This is a genomic window from Actinoallomurus spadix, from assembly GCF_024055725.1.
In the GTDB taxonomy this organism is placed as follows: domain Bacteria; phylum Actinomycetota; class Actinomycetes; order Streptosporangiales; family Streptosporangiaceae; genus Actinoallomurus; species Actinoallomurus spadix.
In genome coordinates this window covers 1-22,823 of record NZ_JAMXMX010000045.1, presented here as the reverse complement: position 1 = coordinate 22,823, position 22,823 = coordinate 1, and the positions used below count along the sequence as shown (strand labels likewise).

The 22,823-nt window shown below is 70.9% G+C and carries 26 protein-coding genes; 14 read left to right on the top strand and 12 right to left on the bottom strand.

What is annotated here, in order from left to right:
- Positions 1–23: 23 nt before the first annotated feature.
- A complete protein-coding gene (locus NE235_RS35945) occupies positions 24–2,525 on the bottom strand; it encodes a DEAD/DEAH box helicase (RefSeq protein WP_252811180.1) in 2,502 nt (833 codons plus the stop codon).
- 114 nt (positions 2,526–2,639) lie between these two features.
- Here NE235_RS35945 and NE235_RS35940 point away from each other — a divergent pair, with 114 nt between their 5' ends.
- From NE235_RS35940 to NE235_RS35925, 4 genes are all read left to right on the top strand, one after another.
- A complete protein-coding gene (locus NE235_RS35940; RefSeq protein WP_252811178.1) occupies positions 2,640–3,524 on the top strand; it encodes an SPFH domain-containing protein in 885 nt (294 codons plus the stop codon).
- Positions 3,521–3,727, top strand: a complete 207-nt coding sequence (locus NE235_RS35935) for a hypothetical protein (RefSeq protein ID WP_252811175.1) — start codon at positions 3,521–3,523, stop codon at positions 3,725–3,727. The genes NE235_RS35940 and NE235_RS35935 overlap by 4 nt, the downstream gene beginning before the upstream one ends.
- Positions 3,724–4,341, top strand: a complete 618-nt coding sequence (locus NE235_RS35930; protein WP_252811174.1) for a GOLPH3/VPS74 family protein — start codon at positions 3,724–3,726, stop codon at positions 4,339–4,341. Before NE235_RS35935 ends, NE235_RS35930 begins: the two co-directional genes overlap by 4 nt.
- 138 nt (positions 4,342–4,479) lie before the next feature.
- Positions 4,480–5,385: a C40 family peptidase gene (locus NE235_RS35925; protein ID WP_252811173.1), complete on the top strand. Its 906-nt coding sequence runs from the start codon at positions 4,480–4,482 to the stop codon at positions 5,383–5,385.
- Between the two features lie 14 nt (positions 5,386–5,399).
- On the opposite strand, the gene NE235_RS35920 is transcribed toward NE235_RS35925, so the two are convergent.
- Positions 5,400–5,888 carry a GbsR/MarR family transcriptional regulator gene (locus NE235_RS35920; RefSeq protein ID WP_252811172.1) on the bottom strand — a complete coding sequence of 163 codons (489 nt, stop codon included), beginning with the start codon at positions 5,886–5,888 and terminating at the stop codon, positions 5,400–5,402.
- 84 nt (positions 5,889–5,972) lie between these two features.
- Here NE235_RS35920 and NE235_RS35915 point away from each other — a divergent pair, with 84 nt between their 5' ends.
- Positions 5,973–6,878 carry an ABC transporter ATP-binding protein gene (locus NE235_RS35915; RefSeq protein WP_252811170.1) on the top strand — a complete coding sequence of 302 codons (906 nt, stop codon included), beginning with the start codon at positions 5,973–5,975 and terminating at the stop codon, positions 6,876–6,878.
- Positions 6,875–8,491 carry an ABC transporter permease gene (locus tag NE235_RS35910; protein ID WP_252811167.1) on the top strand — a complete coding sequence of 539 codons (1,617 nt, stop codon included), beginning with the start codon at positions 6,875–6,877 and terminating at the stop codon, positions 8,489–8,491. The genes NE235_RS35915 and NE235_RS35910 overlap by 4 nt, the downstream gene beginning before the upstream one ends.
- On the opposite strand, the gene NE235_RS35905 is transcribed toward NE235_RS35910, so the two are convergent.
- Positions 8,492–9,202, bottom strand: coding sequence for a Mut7-C ubiquitin/RNAse domain-containing protein (locus tag NE235_RS35905; RefSeq protein ID WP_252811165.1), 711 nt, complete (start codon positions 9,200–9,202; stop codon positions 8,492–8,494).
- An 8-nt stretch (positions 9,203–9,210) separates the two neighbouring features.
- Positions 9,211–10,341 carry an NAD(P)/FAD-dependent oxidoreductase gene (locus NE235_RS35900; RefSeq protein WP_252811163.1) on the bottom strand — a complete coding sequence of 377 codons (1,131 nt, stop codon included), beginning with the start codon at positions 10,339–10,341 and terminating at the stop codon, positions 9,211–9,213.
- A gap of 155 nt (positions 10,342–10,496) precedes the next feature.
- On the opposite strand from NE235_RS35900, the gene NE235_RS35895 reads away from it, so the two are divergent.
- Positions 10,497–11,267 carry a dioxygenase family protein gene (locus NE235_RS35895; protein ID WP_252811161.1) on the top strand — a complete coding sequence of 257 codons (771 nt, stop codon included), beginning with the start codon at positions 10,497–10,499 and terminating at the stop codon, positions 11,265–11,267.
- Positions 11,268–11,292: 25 nt separating this feature from the next.
- Here NE235_RS35895 and NE235_RS35890 read toward each other — a convergent pair whose 3' ends face one another.
- Entirely contained in the window at positions 11,293–12,645 is a 1,353-nt protein-coding gene (locus tag NE235_RS35890) for an FAD-binding oxidoreductase (protein ID WP_252811159.1), read from the bottom strand.
- A gap of 63 nt (positions 12,646–12,708) precedes the next feature.
- Between NE235_RS35890 and NE235_RS35885 the strand changes: the two genes are divergently transcribed.
- The 3 genes from NE235_RS35885 (at position 12,709) to NE235_RS35875 (ending at position 15,271) form a co-directional block, all read left to right on the top strand.
- Positions 12,709–13,698 carry a helix-turn-helix transcriptional regulator gene (locus tag NE235_RS35885; RefSeq protein ID WP_252811158.1) on the top strand — a complete coding sequence of 330 codons (990 nt, stop codon included), beginning with the start codon at positions 12,709–12,711 and terminating at the stop codon, positions 13,696–13,698.
- Positions 13,699–13,962: 264 nt separating this feature from the next.
- Positions 13,963–14,592, top strand: a complete 630-nt coding sequence (locus tag NE235_RS35880) for a hypothetical protein (RefSeq protein ID WP_252811156.1) — start codon at positions 13,963–13,965, stop codon at positions 14,590–14,592.
- Positions 14,593–14,872: 280 nt separating this feature from the next.
- Positions 14,873–15,271, top strand: a complete 399-nt coding sequence (locus NE235_RS35875; RefSeq protein ID WP_252811154.1) for a hypothetical protein — start codon at positions 14,873–14,875, stop codon at positions 15,269–15,271.
- A 55-nt stretch (positions 15,272–15,326) separates the two neighbouring features.
- On the opposite strand, the gene NE235_RS35870 is transcribed toward NE235_RS35875, so the two are convergent.
- The 3 genes from NE235_RS35870 to NE235_RS35865 all read right to left on the bottom strand — a co-directional run bounded on the left by NE235_RS35870 (position 15,327) and on the right by NE235_RS35865 (position 17,953).
- On the bottom strand, positions 15,327–16,376 hold the full coding sequence (locus NE235_RS35870) for a S53 family peptidase (RefSeq protein ID WP_252811152.1): 1,050 nt from the start codon (positions 16,374–16,376) through the stop codon (positions 15,327–15,329).
- Positions 16,377–16,954: 578 nt separating this feature from the next.
- The gene (locus NE235_RS38820) at positions 16,955–17,071 is read right to left on the bottom strand and encodes a DUF397 domain-containing protein (RefSeq protein WP_406567664.1); all 117 of its coding nucleotides are present in this window, start codon (positions 17,069–17,071) and stop codon (positions 16,955–16,957) included.
- A 21-nt stretch (positions 17,072–17,092) separates the two neighbouring features.
- A complete protein-coding gene (locus NE235_RS35865; RefSeq protein ID WP_289849725.1) occupies positions 17,093–17,953 on the bottom strand; it encodes a helix-turn-helix domain-containing protein in 861 nt (286 codons plus the stop codon).
- A 216-nt stretch (positions 17,954–18,169) separates the two neighbouring features.
- Here NE235_RS35865 and NE235_RS35860 point away from each other — a divergent pair, with 216 nt between their 5' ends.
- From NE235_RS35860 to NE235_RS35845, 4 genes are read left to right on the top strand one after another with little or no spacing between them, the layout of a single operon-like run.
- Positions 18,170–18,601 (top strand): ATP-binding protein, encoded by a 432-nt coding sequence (locus NE235_RS35860; protein ID WP_252811149.1) that lies wholly within the window; start codon positions 18,170–18,172, stop codon positions 18,599–18,601.
- 32 nt (positions 18,602–18,633) lie between these two features.
- Positions 18,634–19,257, top strand: coding sequence for a hypothetical protein (locus tag NE235_RS35855; protein WP_252811148.1), 624 nt, complete (start codon positions 18,634–18,636; stop codon positions 19,255–19,257).
- Positions 19,254–19,562, top strand: coding sequence for a hypothetical protein (locus NE235_RS35850; protein ID WP_252811147.1), 309 nt, complete (start codon positions 19,254–19,256; stop codon positions 19,560–19,562). The genes NE235_RS35855 and NE235_RS35850 overlap by 4 nt, the downstream gene beginning before the upstream one ends.
- Before the next feature lie 5 nt (positions 19,563–19,567).
- The gene (locus NE235_RS35845; RefSeq protein WP_252811146.1) at positions 19,568–19,831 is read left to right on the top strand and encodes a hypothetical protein; all 264 of its coding nucleotides are present in this window, start codon (positions 19,568–19,570) and stop codon (positions 19,829–19,831) included.
- A gap of 195 nt (positions 19,832–20,026) precedes the next feature.
- On the opposite strand, the gene NE235_RS35840 is transcribed toward NE235_RS35845, so the two are convergent.
- The 4 genes from NE235_RS35840 to NE235_RS35825 form a co-directional block, all read right to left on the bottom strand.
- Positions 20,027–20,311 carry a hypothetical protein gene (locus NE235_RS35840; RefSeq protein ID WP_252811144.1) on the bottom strand — a complete coding sequence of 95 codons (285 nt, stop codon included), beginning with the start codon at positions 20,309–20,311 and terminating at the stop codon, positions 20,027–20,029.
- 317 nt (positions 20,312–20,628) lie between these two features.
- Positions 20,629–20,865, bottom strand: coding sequence for a hypothetical protein (locus tag NE235_RS35835; protein WP_252811142.1), 237 nt, complete (start codon positions 20,863–20,865; stop codon positions 20,629–20,631).
- Positions 20,859–21,212 (bottom strand): hypothetical protein, encoded by a 354-nt coding sequence (locus NE235_RS35830; protein WP_252811140.1) that lies wholly within the window; start codon positions 21,210–21,212, stop codon positions 20,859–20,861. Before NE235_RS35830 ends, NE235_RS35835 begins: the two co-directional genes overlap by 7 nt.
- Positions 21,213–21,226: 14 nt before the next feature.
- Positions 21,227–22,823 (bottom strand): type IV secretory system conjugative DNA transfer family protein (locus NE235_RS35825; protein ID WP_252811139.1); only part of this gene is annotated, 1,597 nt, incomplete at its 5' end.

The following is a 22,823-nucleotide window of genomic DNA, read 5'->3' as shown; positions in this document are numbered from 1 at the left end:
GCCCGCCGCCCGGCGACGTTCGCTCAGAGGCGGTCGACGGCGGTGACGTGGACGACCGCGCGGCCGGCCTCGTCGGAGGCGCGCAGGTCGACCTCCGCGCTGATGCCCCAGTCGTGGTGGCCGGCGGGGTCGTCGAAGACCTGGCGCACCCGCCACAGGTCCGTCTCGCGCTCGATCTGCAGGAGCTTCGGCCCGCGCGCGTCCGGCCCGGTCTGGATCTCGTCGTGCTCCTCGAAGTAGGCGTCGAGGGCGTCGGCCCACCGGTCGGCGTCCCAGCCGTCGGCCCCGTCCAGCTCGCCCAGCTCGGCGTACCGCTCCAGGGCCGCGAGCTCCACGCGGCGGAACATCGCGTTGCGGACCAGCACCCGGAACGCCCGCTCGTTGGCGGTGACGACGGTCGGCGTCTCCTCGATCCGCGCGTGCTCCTCCGCGGTCCCCGGATGCTGGAGCTGCTCCCACTCGTCCAGGAGGCTGGAGTCGACCTGGCGGACCAGCTCACCGAGCCACTCGATCAGGTCCTGCAGGTCCTCGGTCTTCACCGCGTCGGGGACGGTCTGCTGCAGGGCCTTGTACGCGCTCGCGAGGTAGCGCAGCACGATGCCCTCGGTGCGGGCGAGCTGGTAGTACGCGACGTACTCGGTGAACGTCATCGCCTGCTCGTACATGTCCCGCACGACCGACTTCGGCTGCAGCGGGTAGTCCGCGACCCAGGGGTGCCCGCGCCGGTAGATCTCGTACGCGCCCTCGAGGGCGTCCTGCAGCGGCTTGGGATAGGTGATGTCCTGCAGGAGCTCCATCCGCTCCTCGTACTCGACGCCGTCCGCCTTCATCTGCGCGACGGCCTCGCCCTTCGCCTTGTTCTCCTGCGCGGCGAGGATCTGGCGCGGGTCCTCCAGGATCGACTCGATGACCGACAGCACGTCCAGCGCGTACGACGGGGAGGACGGGTCGAGCAGCTCCATCGCCGCGAGCGCGAACGTCGACAGCGGCTGGTTGAGCGCGAAGTCCTCCTGCAGGTCGACGGTGAGGCGGGCGTACCGGCCCTCCTCGTCCGGCTCCTCGAGCTGCTCGACGACCCCACCGGCCAGCAGGCTGCGGTAGATCGCGATCGCCTGGGAGATGTGCCGGCGCTGCTTCGCGCGGTCCTCGTGGTTGTCGGTGAGCAGCTTCTTCATCGCCTGGAACGCGTTGCCCGGCCGGCCGATGACGCTGAGCAGCATCGCGTGGCTCACCTGGAACCGCGACTGCAGCGGCTCCGGGTCGGCCGCGATGAGCTTGTCGAACAGCGCCTCGTCCCAGCCGACGAAGCCGTCCGGTGCCTTCTTCCGCACGACCTTGCGGCGCTTCTTCGGGTCGTCCCCGGCCTTGGCGAGGGCCTTCTCGTTCTCCACGACGTGCTCGGGGGCCTGCGCCACGACGTACCCGACGACGTCGAAGCCGGCGCGGCCCGCCCGCCCGGCGATCTGATGGAACTCCCGGGCCCGCAGCCGCCGCACCCGGCTGCCGTCGTACTTGCTCAGCGCGGTGAACAGCACCGTGCGGATCGGGACGTTGACGCCGACGCCGAGCGTGTCGGTGCCGCAGATCACCTTGAGCAGCCCGGCCTGCGCGAGGCGCTCGACCAGCCGGCGGTACTTCGGCAGCATCCCGGCGTGGTGGATGCCGATTCCGTGGCGTACGAGACGCGACAGCGTCTGGCCGAACTTCGTCGTGAAGCGGAAGTCGCCGATCAGCTTGGCGATCTCCTCCTTCTCGGCCTTCGTGGAGACGTTGATGCTCATCAGCGCCTGCGCGCGCTCGGCCGCCGCGGCCTGGGTGAAGTGCACGACGTAGATCGGGGCCTTCTGGTCGTGCAGCAGCTCCTCGATCGTCTCGTGCAGCGGCGTCACGCGGTACTCGTACTTCAGCGGCACGGGCCGCTGCACCGAGGTCACGACGGCCGTGGGCCGGCCGGTGCGCCGGGTGAGGTCCTCCTCGAACCGTGACACGTCGCCGAGCGTCGCCGACATCAGCAGGAACTGCGCCTGCGGCAGCTCCAGCAGCGGGATCTGCCAGGCCCAGCCGCGGTCCGGCTCGGCGTAGAAGTGGAACTCGTCCATCACGACCTGGCCGATGTCGGCGGCGGCGCCCTCGCGCAGCGCGATGCTGGCCAGCACCTCGGCGGTGCAGCAGACGATGGGCGCGTCGGCGTTGACGCTCGCGTCGCCGGTCATCATGCCGACGTTCTCGCTGCCGAACATGTCGATCAGGTCGAAGAACTTCTCCGACACCAGGGCCTTGATCGGCGCGGTGTAGAAGGTGACCTTGTCCTGGGCGAGCGCGGCGAAGTGCGCCCCCGCCGCGACCAGGCTCTTCCCGGAGCCGGTGGGGGTGTTCAGGATGACGTTCGCGCCCGAGACGATCTCGATGAGCGCCTCCTCCTGCGCGGGGTAGAGCGTGATCCCGCGCTCGGTCACCCACTCGCTGAAGGCTTCGAACACGGCGTCGGGGTCGGATCCCTTGGGCAGACGGTCGATGAGGCGCACAGGTCAATACTGCCCGTCCCCGCCAAATCACGGGACAGCACGTTGCGCTCGGCGGCCCGCGCGGCTTAAAGTGATATCACTTTGCTAGGATAAAGTGATCACGTTGGAGGAGTCATGACCGAGGTCGAGATGCCGAGGCCCAAGGTCGGCGAGCGCACCGCCGCAGGAGCCCCGGGCTGGCCGATGCTGGGGGCGGTCCTCGTGGCCCTCGCGGCCGCCGTCGCCCTGTTCTTCACCGGGCAGCCCGCGCTGATCGGCCTCGGGGTCGTCCTCATCGTGGCCGCCGCCGTCACGTCCGTCGGGCTGACCGCCGTCGCGCCGGGCGAGGCGCGCGTCGTGCAGCTCCTCGGCCGGTACGTCGGGACGATCCGCACGGACGGCCTGCGCTGGGTCAACCCGCTGACCACCCGGCGGAAGATCTCCACCCGGATCCGCAATCACGAGACCGAGCGCACCAAGGTCAACGACGCCGAGGGCAATCCCATCGAGATCTCCGCCGTCGTCGTCTGGCAGGTCGAGGACACCGCCAAGGCCGTGTTCGAGGTCGACGACTTCGCGGAGTTCGTCGCGATCCAGACCGAGACCGCCGTCCGGCACATCGCGGGCATCTACCCGTACGACGCGCACGGCGACGAGCGGCTCTCCCTCCGCGAGAACGCCGACGAGATCACCGGCCGGCTCTCCGAGGAGATCGCGGCCCGCGTGGAGTCGGCGGGCGTCCGGGTCATCGAGTCGCGCATCACCCGCCTGTCGTACGCACCCGAGATCGCCCAGGCGATGCTGCGCCGCCAGCAGGCCGGCGCCGTCGTCGCCGCCCGGCAGCGCATCGTCGACGGCGCCGTCGGCATGGTCGAGAGCGCGCTGAACCAGCTCGCCGAGCACGACGTCGTCGACCTGGACGAGGAGCGCAAGGCCGCCATGGTCAGCAACCTGCTCGTCGTCCTCTGCGGCGACCGCGACGCCCAGCCCGTCGTCAACACGGGCTCCCTGTACCAGTGACCGAGCGCAAAAAGGTCCTGCTGCGGCTCGACCCGGCCGTCCACGAGGCCCTGGCCCGGTGGGCGGCCGACGAGCTGCGCAGCACCAACGCGCAGATCGAGTTCCTGCTGCGCCGGGCGCTCAACGACGCCGGGCGCATGCCGCGCGACGCCGCCCGCATGCGAAGACCAGGACGGCCTCCGAAGGAGGGATCCGAGGAATGAACCTGCCCCGATCGCTGCCCGACCGGCTCTACCTGCTCGCCTACGACCTCGACAAAGAGCGGATGACCGCACGCACCCAGCTCGGCCTCGTGTTGCGCGCCGCCGCGCTCGCCGACCTCTACCTCGACGGCCGGCTGACCGACGACGGCGGCAAGGTCAAGGTCGCCGCGGCCCGGCCGACGGGCGACCCGACCCTCGACGCCGTACTGCGCCGGATCGCCGACTCCAGGCCACGGTCCTGGCGGCGCTGGGTCCGCACCGACGAGCGCCGCATCGTCCGCGAGGTGCGCGACCGCCTGGAGAAGGAGGGGTGGATCACGGTCGAGCGGCGCCGGATCCTGCCCGACCGGGTCCGCCTGCGCGAACGCCCCCAGGTCAAGCGGTACGCGACGGAGGTCAAGGCCGCGCTGCGGCCCGCCGCGCAGCCCGACCGCCGCACCGCCGCCGCCCTCGTCCTGGCCGCCCGCGGCGAACTGCCGACCGTGCTGAGCCGCCGCGAGCGGCGCGAGCACCGCGGCCGGTTGGAGGAACTCGCCGACCCGTTGTGGCCCATCGCCCGCGCCCTGGAGTACGACCTGCGCCAGAAGCGCGCCGCCGCTGCGAGCGGTGCCTGACGCATCCGGTCGGATTTTCCGGCCCCGCGGATTCGGCGCTCTCATCGAAGGGAATGAGCGCGAGCGGGAATCGGAAGATCAGCGACGGGAAAAGCGGGGGCGCTCGTGCGTATTCAGAATATCGTCGGCCTTGCCGGAATGGCGGGAATCGTCGCCGGGGTCGTAGCGGCGGTCGCCGGGCCGGCGGCCCAGGCGGCGGTTCGCCCGGCCGGGGCGGTGGCCCGCCCGGTGGCCGTACGGGCCCTGGCCGGGTGCGACGTGCTTCAGCCGGGGGCGTCCGCGGTGGCGCAGCAGGCGGTGCGGGCGGCATGCTCGCAGATCGGCGTCTGGTACAGCTGGGGCGGCGGGCACGGCCCCGTCCCCGGCCCGACGTACGGCCATTACGACGGCCAGGACCCGGCCAGCAAGAACGACGGGCAGCGGCTCGGATTCGACTGTTCGGGTCTCGTACGATACGCCTATTATCGGGCGACCGGCCGCGATATTCTCAATGGCACCGCCGACAATCAATTCCATACCGGGCGGGCCGTCGCGCGATTCTCCCCGGGGCAGGGGACCGGTCCGCTCCTTCCCGGCGACCTGCTGTTCTGGGGGCGCGGGCACGTTCATCACGTCGCCGTCTACCTCGGGGCCGGTCAGATGGTCGAGGCGTTCCAGTCCGGGACGCACGTCCGGATGACACGGGTCCGGCTCGGCGGCGACTACGCCGGCGCGGTCCGGATCGACGGCAGCGGCGGTGGCGGCACACCCGGACAGGGGAAGTACTGGGTGAACACCTTCGCCGCCGCGACCGGCTACCGGGAGCCGAACACCGTCGACCCGCAGGGCGTCCTCAACAGGGGGAACAACTACGTTTACTGCAAGGTCTGGGGCGCGCGGGTCGGCGGCGGCGCGCAGTACAACCACTGGTGGCTGCGCACCGATCTCGACCGGACGTTCCCCGGCAAGAACGGCCGGGGCGCGTACGTCTCCGCCTACTACCTGTCCCGCTGGGGCAACGACGAGGCCCGTGACGTGAACGGCGGCCCCATCCCGAACTGCTGAGCCCGGACCGCTGCTCAGTGCTCGCGGGCGGCCCGCCATTCGGCCTTGCGCTTCTGCCACTCGGCGAGGAACCTCGGGAGCTCCTCGTGGATGTAGTCGAAGAAGGCCAGGGTCTCGGCCAGCCGGAGGCCCGCCGGGGTGTCGGGGCCCAGTGCCTCGACACCCTCGCGGATGCTCTTCTGCCAGCGGGGGATGATCCGGTCGCGGTTGAGGATCGCTTCGAACCAGATGTCGGCGTCCGCGACATAGACGTCCCGGCGGGACCCCGGCTCACGCTCGCGCCGGATCATGTGGAGCTGGGAGAGGTAACGCACCGCGCCGGAGACCGCCGCGGGGCTCACCTGAAGCTGCTCGGAGAGCTCGGCGGCGGTGAGGCGGCCGGAGTCGGAGCCGAGCAGCGCCGCGAAGACGCGCGAGGGCATCCGCGGCACGCCGGCCTCCGCCAGGGCGGAGGCGAACCGTTCGATGAACCGGCGCACGGCTTCGGGATCCCGCTCGGTCACGCGCTCACTCCTCTCGGCCCGTGACCAGCATATCGGACATTCACTATCTTCACGTTTTTGTGAAAGTAGTGTACTTTCAGAATCATGACAAAGGCGATCTGCGCGTCCGGGCTCGTCAAGACCTTCGGCCGGACGCGTGCGCTGGACGGGCTGGACCTGACCGTCCGCTCCGGCGAGGTGCACGGCTTCCTGGGCCCGAACGGCGCGGGGAAGTCCACGACCATCCGCATCCTGCTCGGCCTGCTGCGGGCCGACGCCGGCACGGCGCGGCTGCTGGGCGGCGACCCGTGGCGCGACGTCACCACGCTGCACCGCCGGCTCGCGTACGTCCCCGGCGACGTGGTCCTCTGGCCGAACCTCACCGGCGGTGAGGTCATCGACCTGCTCGGCCGGCTCCGCGGTGGCCACGATCCGCAGCGCAAGGCGGAGCTGCTGGAGCGGTTCGAGCTGGACCCGAAGAAGAAGGGCCGGGCGTACTCCAAGGGCAACCGGCAGAAGGTCGCCCTCGTCGCGGCGTTCGCCTCGGACGCCGAGCTGCTCATCCTCGACGAGCCGACCTCCGGCCTCGACCCGCTCATGGAGGAGGTCTTCCAGCGCTGCGTCGAGGAGGAGCGGGAACGCGGCCGTACGGTCCTGCTGTCCAGCCACATCCTGTCCGAGGTCGAGGCCCTCTGCGACCGGGTGAGCATCATCCGCCGGGGCCGCACCGTCGAGAGCGGCACGCTCGCCGAGCTGCGCCACCTGACCCGCACGTCGATCACGGCCGAGCTGGCGAGCCCGCCGGACGGGCTGACCGCGCTGCCCGGCGTCCATGACCCCGACGTCCAGGGCACCCGTGTCCGGCTGGAGGTCGACACCGACAAGCTCGACGAGGTGCTGCGGCACCTGACGCAGGCGGGCGTCCGCAGCCTGACGAGCACCCCGCCGACCCTGGAGCAGCTGTTCCTCCGCCACTACGAGGACGAGGCCCCGGCGGGGATGTCCCGATGAGCGGGCACCTGAACGGGCGGCTGAGCGCCTTCGCCGGCACCGGGCGCCTGGTCACGCTGGGCCTCCGGCGCAGCCGCGTCATGCTCGTCGTCTGGGTCTACGCCCTCACGGCGTACGCGGCGAGCACCGCGTACGGGTTCAAGAAGCTGTACGACACCCCGGCGTCGCTGCACGACTTCGTCGCCGGCATCAACGGCAACGGCGCGGCGGTCGCCATGTACGGCCGCATCCACGTCACCGCCTCGATCGGCGGCATCACCGCCTGGCGGATGGCCGCGATCGGCGGCCTCCTCGCCGGGGTGATGAGCGTCCTCCTCGTCGTCCGGCACACGCGGGGCGACGAGGAGGCGGGCCGCCTGGAGCTGGTCGGCGCGGGCGTCGTCGGCCGCCGGGCGCCGCTGACCGCCGGCCTGCTCGTCGGCGTCATCGCGAACCTCGCGCTCGCGGTCCTGTCCTTCCTCGCGCTGATCAGCATCGGCCTGCCGGTGGCGGGCTCGCTCGCGACCGGGCTGGCCTGGACGATCCCGGGCCTGTGCGCCGTCGCCGCCGCCGGCGTCACCGCGCAGGTCGCCGAGACGGCCCAGGCCGCGCGGACCCTCGCGCTCGCCGCCCTCGGCGTCGCCTACCTGCTGCGCGCGATCGGGGACGCCGGCCGCGTCGCGTGGCTCACCTGGGTCACGCCGATCGGCTGGGCGGAGCAGGTCCGGGCGTTCGGCGGGGAACGCTGGTGGCTCCTCGCGCTCGGGCCGGCCGTCGCGCTCGTCCTGGTGGCGGTGGCGTACGCCTTGGTGGAGCGCAGGGACCTGGGCGGGGGCCTGCTCGCGGCGCGGACCGGTCCGGCCGAGGCCGCTCCGTACCTGAACGGCCCGCTCGGCCTCGCCTGGCGGTTGCAGCGCGGCGCGCTCCTGGCGTGGGCGGCCGGGTTCGCGGTGTACGGGGCGGCGGTCGGCGGCATCCTCAAGGGCATCGGCGACCTGGCCAAGGACAGCTCCGACATGCAGGACATGTTCGCCAGGATGGGCGGGCGGGGGAGCCTGGAGGACTCCTACACCGCGGCGATGATGGGCATCATCGGCATGCTCGCCGCCGCATACGCCGTCCAGGTGGTGCTGCGGATGCGTACGGAGGAGACCGCCCAGCGCCTCGAACCGCTCCTGGCCACCCGGGTCCGCCGGGTGCGGTGGTCGATCGGCCACCTACTGTTCGCGGTGGCCGGGCCCGCGCTGCTGCTGGCCGTCGCCGGGCTGACGGCGGGGCTGGCGCACGGGCTACGGGTCCACGACCTCGGCGGGCAACTGCCCCGCCTCCTCGGAGCGGCGCTGGTGCAGGCGCCCGCCACGTGGGTGGCGGCCGCCATCGCGGTGCTCTTGTTCGGCGCGGTGCCCCGGCTCGCGGCCGCGGCGTGGGGCGTGCTCGGCGCCTTCCTCCTCCTCGGCCAGCTCGGGCCGGTCCTGCGGCTGAGCCAGGCGGTGATGGACCTGTCACCGTTCACGCACGTGCCCAAGCTGCCGGGCGGCGAGGCGACGGCGACGCCGATCCTCGCGCTCACCGCCGTCGCGGCCGTGATCGCCGCCGCTGGTCTCGTGAGCCTCCGCCGCCGCGACATCGGCTGATCAGGAGGAGCTGAGGGCGGCGTCCACGATCGCCTGCAGCCGGTGGTGGTGGGCGCCCTTCCAGTAGAGGCGGCCGCACGCCCCACACCGCGCGTACCCGTCGTACGTGCGCCGCGTGCCGGGCTGGAGCAGGTGCTCGATCGTTTCCTTGGCGACCGGCGCCAGCACGCCGTTGCAGGCCGTGCACCGCGTCCACGGCGCGAGCGGCGGCGCGAACCGGTCCAGCACGTCGCGGAACTGCTCCTCCGGCGAGGTGCCGCGCACGTACGCGCCGAACCACAGCCTCCGGCGGCGGAGCACGCCGCGGTCCTGGGTCAGCAGGACGCGTTCCTCGCGGTTGGCCAGTTCGACCAGGACGTCGTCGTCGATGTCGTTGTGGTAGTCGGTGTCGACCCCGACGAGCCGCAGCCGCCGGGCCAGTTTGCCGAGGTGGACGTCGAGGGTGAAGCGCGGCGGTCCCGCCGGCAGGCGCTGCGGGCGGCGCACGGCCCGGACCCGGACGAGGTCGCCGTCCGCCGGGCGGTACGACGGTGGCACCGGCCGATCGGCGACGAGCAGGTCGCCGACCTCGGGCAGGGGGACGCCGACGGACTCGACCACGTGCCCGAGGGAGGAGGTCCCGTCGAGCGGGGCGAGGATCGTCCCGCCGCGGTCGGCGGGCGCGAGGAAGAAACGGAGCTCGGTGGCGAACTCCAGACGGGCATGCCCCATAGGTCCTGCTATCCCCGGTCCTGCGCCGCGCATTCCGTCCCGGGGGCGGCGGCGGGCGCCGGAACGGCGAACCGTTCCGGCCGGAACGGCCGGAGCAGCGCCGACTCCTTGCCGTACACCTCGCCGGCCACCAGGTCGCCGAGGAGCGGCGCGAGCGTGATCCCGCTGTGCGTCACGACCGTGTACACGCGCGCGGCGGCGTCGGTGAACCCGGCGACGGTACGGCCGTCGGCGGGCATGGCGCGCTGCCCGACGCGGGTGCGCTCGACCCGTACGCCCTCGGTCGCGGACAGGACCTCCGGCAGCCGGGCGAGCATCTCGGGGCCGACGTCGTCCCGCGGCTGCGTCTCGGGGTCGGCGGACCCGTCGAGGTCGAGCGCCTGGAGCAGCAGGCGGCCGCCGCCGTCGGGACGGACGTTCAGGCGGTCGCCCGTGAGCACGCGGCCCAGCCGGGCGGGGACGGGCGTGGTCGTGACGAGGAAGCCGTTCGTGGTGGCGCCCGACACGCGCGGGTCGAGCACGGGGACGTCGACGAGCCCGCCCGTCCACCGGCCGGCGCAGCAGACCAGGACGTCGGCGGCGCGGACCCCGCCGTCGGCGAGCGTGACGCTCACCCCGCCGCGGCCCGACGTGATCTCGCGGACGGCCGCGCCGGTCTCGACGCGGGCGCCGCGGTCGCGCGCCTCGCCGAGGAGGCGGGCGAGGAGCACGGCCGGGATCACGTGCCCCTCCTCGGGGAACAGGACATAGTCCGTGCCGTCGGGCTGGGCGGCCAGGTCGGGTTCGAGTTCGGCGGCGCGGCGGGCGGTGATCCGTTCGACGGCGTACTCGCGGTCCCGTAGCCGTTCGACGCGGGCGCTGAGCTCGAGGCGGCGCGTCTCGCCGTTCGCCCACTCCAGGTGCCCGGTGGGGACGAAACCGTCGCCGCCGAGGGCGTGGTAGGCGTGCACGGCCGTGTGGTTGAGCGCGAAGTAGTCGTCGGGGTCCTTGGCGTTCGCGTTGACCCAGGCGAAGGACGTGCCGGTGGTTCCGGCGCCGGGGAAGCGCTGTTCGAGGACGGTCACCCACGCGCCACGGCGGGTCAGCCCGGCGGCGACGGCGGCGCCGATGACGCCGGCACCGATCACCAAGACTCGCACGCGGGATCCCTCCGTCGCAGGTGACGCGTTCGCTCACCGCGACGGTAGCGAAGTCGGCCCGTCAGGTCAGGGAGCGGCTCCGTCCCTGTCGGGTTCTTCACCATCACTTGGACGTAGGTATTTGAGAGTTCAACTAAATCGCGTAGTCTCGAAGCATGTCCGAACGGATGCCGGTGATCTACCTCAGCCACGGCGCACCGCCCCTGGCCGACGACGCGCTCTGGCCCGGCCAGCTCGCCGCCTGGTCGGCCGCCCTGCCCCGCCCCACGGCGGTCCTCGTCGTGTCGGCGCACTGGGAGTCCGCGCCCCTCGCCATCGGCGCCACCCGCCCGGTGCCGCTGACCTACGACTTCTGGGGCTTCCCCGAGCACTACTACCAGGTGACCTACCCCGCGCCGGGCGCGCCCGAGCTCGCCGGCAAGGTCCGCAAACTCGTCGGCGGCCCCGTCCACGACGACCCCGAGCGCGGCCTCGACCACGGCGCGTACGTCCCGCTCGTGGAGATGTACCCCGACGCCGACGTCCCGGTCCTGCAGATCTCCATGCCGACCCTGGACCCCGAACGGCTCCTGGACCTCGGCCGCCGCCTCGCGCCGCTCCGCGACGAGGGCGTCCTGATCGTCGGAAGCGGCTTCTTCACCCACAACCTGCGCGGCCTCACGATGGACCCCGACCCCGCGAGCGCCCCCGGCTGGTCGAAGGAGTTCGACGCGTGGGGCCGGGAGACGCTCGCCGCCGGGGACCTCGACGCGCTCCTCGACTTCGAGCACCGCGCCCCGGCCGGGCGGCTCGCCCACCCGCGCACGGAGCACTTCGCGCCGCTGTTCGTCACCCTCGGCGCGGGCGAGGACGAGCTCGGCACCCAGCGCAGCGTCATCGACGGCTTCTGGCTCGGCATGGCCAAGCGCTCCATCCAGCTCGGCTAGGGGGCCGGGGGTCCACCGGACCGCCTCAGACCTGGAACACGCCGTCCGGGTCCCATGCGGCCCTGAGGCCGGCCAGCCGCCGGTAGGTCTCCGGCGCGAAGGCCGAGCGCAGCTCGTCCTCCTCCAGCGGGCCGTAGCTGAAGTTCAGCGAGCGGCCGAGCGCGTCGGCGGCGAACGGCGCGAGAACCTCCTCGTGCAGCGCCCGCGCCTTGCCCTCCTCTCCCGGTTCGACGAGGGACAGAACGTTGAGCAGGTAGGCGGCCTCCCGGTGCCCGACGGCGTTCGCGATCTCGGGCGGCCGGGCCAGGGCACCGCCGAGGTGCCGGAGCCCGACCACGCACATCATCGGGGCCGCCGGGCCGGCCGACCTGGGCAGCGAGGTGAGCGCGGCCGGGTCGAACCCGCGCAGCAGGCGGTTCTGGGACCGGTACCCGTGCGGCCGGTCCGGCTCGGCGAAGATCGCGCCCGACTCGGTGTAGGGCAGGTCGCGCAGCGTCTCCCGCAGCCGGGGCCCGAGGGCGCGCAGCGGCTCGACCAGTTCCCGTCCCTCCGTCTCGGTGCCCAGGTAGGCGACCTGGACATGCGCCACGTGTCGGCCGCGCAGCTCCTCCGGTACCATCGGCAGGTCCGGGTAGCACAGCGCCGTCAGGCCCGAGGTCAGCTCCTCCGGCACCGTCTCCGTCCACCGCCGCCAGCCCTTGAGAGCGTCGGGCACCCGCGCGAGGTCGAAGTACACGCCGCCGCCGAAGAGCCGGGCGATGGGCAGCAGCTCGACCTCCATTCCGGTGACCACGCCGAGGCCGCGGCCGCCGCCGCGCAGCGCCCAGAACAGGTCCGGCTCGGAGTCCGCCGTGACCGTACGGAGCCGTCCGTCCGCCGTGACGAGGTCGAACCGGCGCACGTGGTCGGCGGCGAAGCCGTGCCGGCGCGCCACGAGGCCGACACCGCCCCCGAGCGTGTAGGAGACCGCCCCGACGCCCGGAGAGCTTCCGGACAGCGGGGCCAGGCCGTACGGCGCCGCCGCCTCGATCACGTCGCGCCAGGTCGCCCCGGCCGCGACGAACGCCGTACGCGCCTCGGGGTCCACCCGGACCTCCGACATCCGGCGGGTGCCGATCAGCACCCCGTCTCGCAGCGCGTGGCCCAGCCCGTGCCCCGTGGCCTGGACCGCGACGCGCCGGCCGCGCGCGGCCGCGTACTCGACCGCGGCCCGTACGTCCTCCGCGCCGGCCGCACCGACGATCACCGCCGGCCGATGCGGTGCCAGCCGCTGGAATCCGAGGCGCTCGCCGTCGTAGCCATCGGTCTCCGGCAGGTGGACCGGCCCGTGCGCGCGCTCCCGCAGGCGGTCGAGGTCCCTACTCGTCGTCTCGTTCATGCCGGCCACCGTAGGAAGCTTTCCGGACATATCTTGTCCGGAAGGGGATGGCAGTCTGAGAACGTGACCGAGACGCGCAAGAACCTGCCCGGCCGGCTGCTGCGCCTGCTGGCGCTGCTGCAGAGCAGACGGGAGTGGTCCGGCGCCGAGCTGGCCGAGCGCCTGGGCGTCACCGACCGCACGCTGCGCCGCGACATCACCCGGCTGCGCGCGCTGGACTATCCGGTGGAGGGCGTGACCGGCACGGCCGGGGGCTACCGGCTGGTCTCCGGCCGTGACCTCCCGCCGCTCCTGCTGGACGACGAGGAGGCGATCGCCGTCGCGCTCGGCCTGGTGACGGCGGCGGACGGCAGCGTGGCCGGGATCGAGGAGAGTTCGGCGCGGGCCCTCGCCAAGCTCGAACAGGTCCTGCCGGCCCGGCTGCGGCCCCGCCTGGCCGCCCTGAGCGACGCCGCCGTCGCCGTACGGCACGGCAACGTGCCGCGCGTCGCACCGGACGTCCTGGCCGTGATCGCCGCGTGCCGCCGCGATCGCCGACTGCTCTCCTTCGACTACCGGAACCGCGCGGACGAGGCCGCCCCCCGCCGGGTCGAGCCGCACCACCTGGTCACCCTGCGCGGACGGTGGTACCTCATCGCGTACGACCCGGAGCGGGCGGACTGGCGCACGTTCCGAGCCGACCGGATCGAGCGGCCGGTGCCCGCGCACGCCCGGTTCGAGCCGCGCGAGCTGCCGGCCCCGGATCCCGCCGCGTTTCTCACCCGCGGCCTCGCCCGTGCCACCTACCGCCATACCGTGCGGATGACGGTCCGGCTGCCGGCCGACGCCGTACGGGCCGGCCGGTTCTTCTCGATCCCCGGCGAGATCGAGGACCGCGGAGCGGACGGGTGCGCGATCCGCCTCAGCGCGGACTCCGCCGACCTGGTCGTGCAGTGCATCGCCCTGATCGCGGCCCTCGGCGCCGAGTTCACCCTCGACGCCTCCCCGGAGATCGTCGAGCGCGTACGGGATCTCGGGCGCAGGCTGACCCGGCCGCCGACGCTTCTCTCCTGAACCGAGTGGTCGGGCGCTGACACCCGGTCGCCGCCCCTTCCGGGACCGCCTGTCAGGGCGGGCCGTTCGGCGTGTCCGTAGATTCGTTGCCCCTGCCGATAGAACGAACCTATAGGTCCCGTGTTTGGCGACATATTACCTAGTGGTAGTGGTAGCCGCTGATTACCGAGGGATGATGGCAATTGCGGCGTGCCCGGCTTAGTGATTCCAGGACGTCGTGTTTCAGGCTCTATGCCATTCCGATCCAAAGGAGGCACGACTGTGGTGAGGAAAGCGTCCGTTAGCGGCCTGGCGGCCGCAGCAGTGGCGAGCGGTCTCCTCATGGCCGCGCCCGCATACGCCCAGAGCCGTACCGCGCCCCCGACGGGCAGCCAGGTCGTGACGGCCACGGCAGGAGAGGTCGTCTCCGTCCTGCCGGGCGACGACGGCCAGCGGCGCCGCGAGCACATGCGCGAACGCGAACGCACCCGTGAACACGGGCGCATGCGGGAGCACGGGCGCATGCGCGAACGCGAGCGCATGCCCAGAGAGCGCGAGTTCCGCCGGGAGGAACGCCCCAGGCACCGGACCTACGGCAGGTACGGCGAGGAGCGCGGCACCGAGCGGACCCGGGGTGGCGTGACGCGCTCCGAACGCGGCCGGGAGGAGTTCCCCCGCGAGCGCGGCGGCATCAGCGAGAGAACGCGGACCGGCGTCTCCGAGCGCGGCCGAGTGCCGCATGAGCGGGGCACCACCGAGCGCACACGGATCGGAACGCACGAACGCGGTCGTACGGGCATGGAGCAGCGCAGCCGTACCGGCGTATCAGAACGTGGCCGCACCGGCATGTCGGAGCGCAGCCGGGTCGGCACGGGCAACCTCAGCGGCATAGCCGAAGGCATTCCCGCCGACTGAGCGATCGAGCAACGGCCCGGGGACGATGACCACCCGGTCGATTCCGAGGGCACAGGCGCCGCCTGTGCCCTCACTCGCGCGCATCGAGCCTCCTGGCACGGCCGGCCGCCCAATAGTCTCGGTCTATCAGTCCGGCGATCTAAAAAGCCATTACTGGCTCATTGTGTTACATCCAGGTTAAGCGGCGATAATGGCTGGTGTGCAGGCCTCCCGTGGTTAACGACCATAACGGTCGCCACCTCAAAACGTTCAAGCGGCTTTTGCCAAAAGGAGGCTCAACGTGTTGAGGAAAGCGTGGGTCGCTTCCGGCCTCGCCACCGCCGCGACCGCGAGCGCGCTGATGCTCACGTCGCCCGCGATGGCCCAGAGCGGCGCGGTGACGCCCGCTTACAACCCGACGATGTCCACCGCTCAGGGCAGGATCGGCAACCTGTCCGCGTACGACGACCACCATCGCCGCCATCACTACCGGCACCATCGCCACCACCGGCACCACCACCGCTACGGGCACCACCGCCACGGACGCGGTGAGTTCGGCCGCCACGGCGGTGAGTTCGGCCGCGGCGGCGAATTCGGCCGGGGTGGTGAGTTCGGCCGGGGTGGTGAGTTCGGCCGGGGTGGTGAGTTCGGCCGGGGCGGGGAGTTCGGCCGCCGGGGCGGCGAGTTCGGCCGCGGATGAGACGAACTCCGCGCAGACGTGATCCGGGCCGCCGACTCGTTCGGCGGCCCCTCGCTCACCCGGCCTGGAAGGCCGTGACGCCGTTCGGGGTGCCCAACCCCGTCGGCCCGTCATAGCCGGGCCCCGCGGTACAGAGGTACACCGGATCACACGAGCCGTTGCTTCCGAACGTCACGTCGTGGAGCGCGCCCGCGTTAGCGTACGGGAAAGAGGCCGGGTCACTGTCCGCGGGCGGTGGGCCGGCCAGCGCGTACGCCGCCGCGATGATCGGAGCGGACGCGCTCGTGCCGCCGACGACCAGCCACCCGCCGACGCCGTACGTGTCATAGACCGCGACGCCCGTCGCCGGATCGGCGACGGCGGACACATCGGTGATCGTCCGCCGCCCGCAGCCGGTGTCCCGCTGCCGGCCCGGCTTGGCCGTGAACTCGGAGCAGCCGGACCCCGCCCCGCTCCAGGCGACCTCGGTCCAGCCACGTGACCCGCCCGCCGAGCGCAGCGCGGTCCCGCCGACCGCGGTGACCCGGGGCGAGGTCGCCGGGTACATCGTCCCGTATCCGCTGTCCCCCGACGCCGCCGTGATCGCCACCCCGGGATGGGTGAAGTACGCGGCGTCGTAGCGCGTGGCCAAGGCGTCCTCCCGCCCGCCGTAGCTGTTCGAGACGTAACGCGCGCCCAGGCGCACGGCCGTGTTGACGCCCGCGCCGAGCGCCTCCATGTCCGGCGCGCTCGCCTCGACGAGGAGGATCCGGCAGTTCGGGCAGGCCGCCGAGACCATGTCCAGGTCGAGGGCCGCCTCCTCGCCCCAGCCGACGTCGGCCGCCGGCAACCGTGGCCCGCCGTTCTCATTCACTTTTCGCAGGCAACCGTTCGCCATGGTGCAGGGCGGCAGCCCGTACTGCGCCCGGTACGTTGCCAGATCCGCCTCCGCCCGCGGATTGTCATAGGCGACGACGATCGCGACCGTCTGCCCGCTCCCGCCCGTCGCCGACGGCAGACCGTAAGCGCGCTGCAGTGCGTCCGGCCCGAGCCCGGGCGGAACCGCCGACGTCAACCTCCCCTGCTGCGGTGCGACGTCCGCGCGTACGAGGGCCAGACACGCCATCCGGCCGGCGGCAGGGGTGCCACAGGCGGGAACGACCGAAAGCCGAGGATGCGCCGACGCCGGATCGGCCTTCGCGGACGGCCCGGCCAGAACGGCCAACGAGGCGAGCACGGTGCCGACGGCCAGCGGAAGCCGTCGACGTGGCGGGAGAGTGAGCGATGACACCCTGCTATTGACAGCACAGAGGACGCTCCGTGATCGATCACCGACGAGCCCCCCTCGTCGATCAGTCGACCACCGTTTACTTCTCCTTGGCCGGCCACCCGCCCACGCGTTCTCGTTTTGGCGCGCGTTCGTCGTACCGGCCGACCGAGCAGGGCCACGAGCACGGTGAGCCTCTTACGCCGCCCGGTCCGGTAGCACGCCGGTCCCATCCCCGGGCCCAGCCCCAACGATCCGGCGCTGTCACGTGAGCAGGAACAAATCCCCTGCTCGTGACAGCGCCGGTAACGACCCCACCCTCGGCTGCGAAGGACACGGCCGACGACTCACTCATGCCCGCGCGATCGTACGGTTCAGACGGCCAACGGCGCCGCCTCATGACAGCGTCCGGCGCGCCAATCCTCCTGCGTCAGTACCTACTTCGCCGACCTGTCGACACGCAGATCGAGCAGGCTCACCTCTACGCAGTTGTTCTCGCTTCCGCTGAAGCTACTCATCCGCCATCTAGGAGTGAGTAGGTCAGAGTCAGTCATCTCGCCGCCTCTGATGGACGCCTACAGGTCTCTTGCCAGTTGCTGGATCAGCGCTACCGAGTCGGTCTCCGGGAGCGCCGTCATGCGCAGATGGTTGAATACTACGTTATAGCGCCGGATATCCGTTTCGTCTTCTAGGTACAGGCCGCTTGTGAGGTTCTCGACCAGGATGACGTCGAGGTCGACGAGCTCAGGAAACTCCAAGATGGTGAACGGGCCGTTGATACCTGCGTGTCCGCCGGCGGCGAACGGAACGACCTGGATAGTTACGTTGTCCATCGATGAGGCTTCGAGGAGACGTTCGAGCTGTGCGCGCATCACCTTGCGACCGCCGAACCTCCGATGGAATGCAGCCTCGTCGAGGATCGCCCACAGCTCCAATGGCCGCTCCCGGCCGAGCACCCCTTGCCGCTCCCGCCGCACAGCGACGAGTCGATCAATATCCCTGTGGATGCCAGGTGGCGGCGGTACTGCCTCGTGGACGGCCCGAGCGTAGTCTTCGGTTTGGAGCAATCCGGGAATCAGGATCGTCTCATGCGAACGTACGGCACTGGCGTCCGCTTCCAAGCTGATGAACTCCTGATAAGCCCAGGAGAGAACGTCTCCGTAGTTCTGCCACCAGCCTCGCTTGCGGCCGTCTCGCGCGAGTGCGAGCAACGCGTTGACGCGTTGCTCTTCTTGCACTCCGTACCTCTGCAAGATGACGCGAAGATCGCGAACCCTTACTGCGACTCTGCCGGTCTCGATCTTCGAGAGGGAGGAAGGGGTTCGCTCGAGTTGCGCGCTTGCTTCATCCAGTGTCATCCCCCGGTCTTCGCGTAGCTGGCGTAGTTGCCTGCCGAGCTGTCGGAGTCGCACGGTCGGCACAGCCTGACTTGGCATGAGCAGCGAGCCCCCTCCTGTCGCTGACTCTCAGTCTGGCGCACCAGCGAAGACCCGGTGGCGGAAATCGCGAGGACAAATTTCCTGAGGACTTGTTGATTTGATCTTACAGAGTTGTCATCGTGTTGTCGCGGCAATGCGGAGTGTTATCGGCGCTGGCGTACTGCGCGCATAGCTGCATAGATGAGGAAACGGACAAATAGAGAGGAGGCCTTCATGAACATGCATACTTCCGGTGTTCGATCTGGAAAACTGGGGTTTTCAACCCGAATGCGCTGGATTCGGATATTCCCAGGTCATAGGGAGCAGTCGCGCGTCGTCCGTGCATTCGTGGCTTGTCTCCTGGCTGATCATCAAGCGGCCGATGATGCGGTCTCGGTGGTCGCCGAGCTCGTCGCCAATGCCCTATGCCACACGCGATCGGGCCTACCCGGTGGGGCGTTCATCGTCGAAGTGCGGCGCTGGAGGACCGGTGTTGCCGTCTCCGTCTCTGACCAGGGCGCCCTGCGCGAGCCGGCCGCCGGAGACGCCGAGGAGTTGGCCGAGGGCGGCCGTGGCCTCCGAACGGTGGAAGCGCTGGCCAGCCGCTGGGGCTGGGCCGGCGACGCGAGCGGCCGCACGGTCATCGCCGTGTTCGAACAACCCTGACCACCAGCAGCCCTCCCCCCGGAGCCTCAGCCATGCCCCCCACAGCAGCCGAGCTGCACGAACGGATCGAGAACAGCGTTCGCGCCGCGATGACCACGGCCATGCGCGCCGATCCGGTCGGCGTTCCCGCCGCCATCGAAGAACTCCTCGCCCGCCAGTGGCTCGACCCCCACAGCATCGCCTTCCTCGACAGGGCCCGCGCGCTGGTCCTCGGCAGCATGACCGCGCTCACCGCAGTCCTGGGCGCGCACCGACCTACCGCGGCCACCGAGGGTGCGCTGATCTGTCAGGTCTGCGGTACGCCCGGCCCCTGCTGGACGCTGCGGCGCATCGCCGAAATCGTCACCGCCTACTTCGGCGGTCCACCGGTCATCGACCGTGCCGAAGCCTGGCGGCGGGCCGACGCCTGGCTGCACCGCGACAACGGCCGACGCATGCTCGTCGCCATCGAGGACCTCGACGATCTGGGCTACGTCGCCCGCCCCGTCCCGTACACGCCGCCGGTCGCACCCCTCCCGGCCGACGACGCACTCCTGGTGATCGACGCCCACACCGGTCGCCTCACCCGCTGGCCCCGCCTGCCCCCGGCCCGTCTCGCCGACGAGTACCGCGACCACCTCAGACGCGAGAACCCGACGAGAGGAGAACTCGGGTGAGCAAGCCCAGTCCAGACGAAGAAGCCAACATCGCGTACCTCAAACTCCAACGCGCACGCGAGGCGGAACTCGCGAAGCTGCGAGCGAAGCTCGCACGGCTGGAGCATGGTCTCGCCATCCTCCAGGCGGCCAACCGGGTGGCGCGGGCTCGCATCGAGAGACGGGCGGCCAAAGCCGAGCGCATCCGGACGGCGATCGACCGGCGTATCGGCCGCCACACCCTCGACGTCATCATCTTCGGCCTGATCGCCGCCGCCTGGTGGTTCCAGGTCATCGACCGACTGATCCAAGCGAGAGGAAGGTGATTCACGTGGACGAAGGTCTGAAGCCAGAGGAGCTCGCCGACCTACCGATCGAGAAGCTGGAGGTCATCGATCCTCGACGGCTCCTGAGCTTCCCCGAACGGGCGTTCCACCGGTTCATGGTGGTGCTGCATACCTTCCCTGCAGTGGAAAAGGCATTCTTCGGCGTTCGCCGGAGTTGGGTGATCTGGGTCCTCCTGGCGCTGCTGAGCGTCGCAACGGACGACTACGTCGAACACTGGACCACCATGCTGGTGGCGGGGAAGAGGTGACCCTGTCGTCCGGAATGGTTGTCTCCCTGCGATCGATTCGTTCAGCCGTGTGGCTGATGCGAAGGATCGCAGGGAGACTTGGTCTCGTCACAACGGGAGTGGTTACCCGAGGGAGGACCAGCCTCGTCCCGTCAAGGACGGGAGGGCGTTGCCCTGACCGGCGTCAGCCGAGCAGGGCGTAACCCCGTGGAAGCCTCAGTGGCCCCCGAGCAGAGCCTGCAGCAGTGGCGTGAGGTTACCGATACCGGCGACCTTCGCCATGATCACCACGAAAGCCCCATCCAGGACCTTCTTGGTGGCGGGAGGAATGTTCCCCTCTCCGTCGTCGAGCAGGAGTTTCACTCGGATCTCCTTCATTCGATCCTGTGAACGCTCCGTCTCGAGGCGCTGTGCGTCGCGCTCGAACGTGAGCTTGGCGAGTTTCTCGCCGCGCTCGGTATCTGCTGCGCTGCCCTTCCGGGACTTGAGCAACCTGAACATGAGTCTCCTCACGCCGCGGCGCACAAGAACCCGGGTAGTCAGCCCCGGCTCTCGTGCGCGCTTGCCATTTCGGACAAACGCCATGAGAGAGCCGGGTGGCTCTTCTCTATGGAGTTATGCTGCCCAGTCTGGCAGCTCTCGGTGGGGCTGGCTAGACTTGTGTTCGCGTAAGCCCTTCCTTGTCAGCGGCGGACTAGTCACCCGTCGGCAAGGGCGCGTGGGAGACGGCGGGAAGATCCTGGTTGAGCAACCTGGGGATCGACCTGCCGTTTCTCTTTCTGCCGCGCCGAAACTCCTTCAAGTCGGGCATCAGTGATCTAGTGGCCCAGCATCCTGAGCGCGAACAACGCCAGGAGTAGGTATGCGATCGTCTGATAGCGGCGGCGGCCCAGGAAACCCTCGATGACCTTGTCCACGATCGCGAAGCCGGTCTTGTAGACGAGAAGCCAACGTTCCCAGCGCGCCATTTGCAGGCGAGGGTCGAGCGCTTCGATGACGTCCGGCGGCAGGTCATCGCCGGGCGTCGGGTCGCCGGCAGGGGTGGCGCTCACCATCGACCCTCGATCACCACGTTGAAGAAGCCGAACCACCATGCCGCGGCGACCAACGCGAAGATGACCACGTCCAATGTGTATCTGCCGAGGCGCCGGTCGATGGCTGTGCGGAAGGCCGCCGCCTTCGCTCCGTATGCGGCGGCCTTCCGACGGGCGTTCCGGTTGGCGGCCATCAGGACCGCGATCTTCTGCTTCCCCTGCGCGACCCGTAGCTCCAGGCGGGCGAGCTCTTCCCGCATGCGTGCGGCCTCTTCCGGAGAGATCCGTTCGCCCTTGAGATAGTCGATGTTGGCTTCTTCTTCGGGGCTGTAGCCGGCGGGGAGGCGGCGTCTGCGGGATCGGAACATCGGGTTCCTGACGGTTAGGCGCGGAGGTTGACCAGGGTAGCCGGGACGCGGACGCCGTCGGGGCGGGCGAGGCTGATCAGGGCGTGTCCGGGTGGGACGTCGTTGATGATCTCGCCGGGGGACCAGAGGGGGCGTTCGACCTGGCGGGCGGAGGCGCCGATGGAGCGGCTGGTGCCCTCGGCGTTGGTCTTGCCGTGGGTCGTGGTGCTCATGCCCGTCGGGCCCCAGGTCGTGGAGTGGCCGCTGCGACCCTTCGTCTCGGTCTCGCCGAGGGTGTTGGCCATCGTGAGCTCCTCCACCCAGTGGGTGCCGAAGAACTCGGAGTAGTAGGCGGCGTCGTCGGGGTTCACGCCGGCGAAGACGGCCTTGCAGCCGGTGGAGGAGAAGACCGTACGGCGGAGTTCGTCGGGGAAGTCGCCCAGTGACTGGGTGAGCAGGACGAGGCCGGCGTTGCGGGAGCGGACCCGTTGCAGGCCGCGGGCGACGTAGTCGTCGACGTAGCGGCCCGCCTCGTCGATGACCAGGCCCTTGAAGATGGCGTCGTCCGCGCTCGGGCTGGACGTGACCTGGACGAATTGGGCGACCGCCAGGCGGGCCAGGATCCGGGCGGCCTCCGGGAACATGCCCTCGGGCAGGGCGAGGCGTACGCGCAAGGGCCGGTTGATGTCGCTCATCCGGAACTTGTCGGGCTTCTCGTCCAGGAGTTCGACCAGCGTGGGGCGGTTCAGCAGGCCGAGGCGCTCGACGAGGCCGGTGGCCGGGTCGTTGCGGCGGCCGCGCTGGTCGGTACGGCTCTGGAGGAGGTGCTCGTACTCCTTGAGCCGGCCCTGGTTCTTCAGCCGGCTTCGCACCGACTGGACGGTGGAGCCCTCACCGCGCAGCATCTCCAGCAGCTGGCGGATCGTCGGGTAGGCGTCCCGGGCGGCATGGAACGGCGCGAGCGCGTTGTACAGGGCGTTCTTCGCGGCGTCCATGTAGTAGGTGGCGTCGGCGCTGACGCCCGGGGGGAGGAGGGCGGCGGCGAGGCGGTCGGCGGCCTGCTCGGGGGTGGCGGCGCCGCCGTACAGGTCGAATCCCCAGGAGCCGTCCGGATTGGCCAGGTCGATGTCGACGTCGAACCAGCCCGGGATGGCGAAGTCGTCGCCCTTGGGGTCGATGACCACGACGGACGCCGCGTTGGCGAGGGACTGCAGGCACAGGTGCTCGACGATCGGGAGTGCGAAGCCGCGGGTCTTGCCGGAACCGGGCGGGCCGATGGCGAGCAGGGAGGTGCGCAGCATCTCCTGGTCGAGGGCGAACTCGGCGCCCTGCAGTTCGGCGGGGTTGCGCGGCTCGTCGGTGACGACGCCGAGGCGGGTTAGCTTTCTGTCGAGTTTGTGGCGGCCGAAACGCACGGGGAGATCGCGCTGGCCGGACGGGTGGAGGAACGCCGCGCCGCCCGTGGCGCGCAGGACGTCGATGACGTACCGCATCCACTGCGGTTCGGCGACGGCGCGACTCACGGCGCGGGCGATGCGTACGTGGTCGACGTCGGACAGCAGGCCCAGGGAGGAGGCCTCCTCGAGGCGGGCGGCGAGTTCGGCGTGGACGCCCTGGAGCAGGTCCCACGGG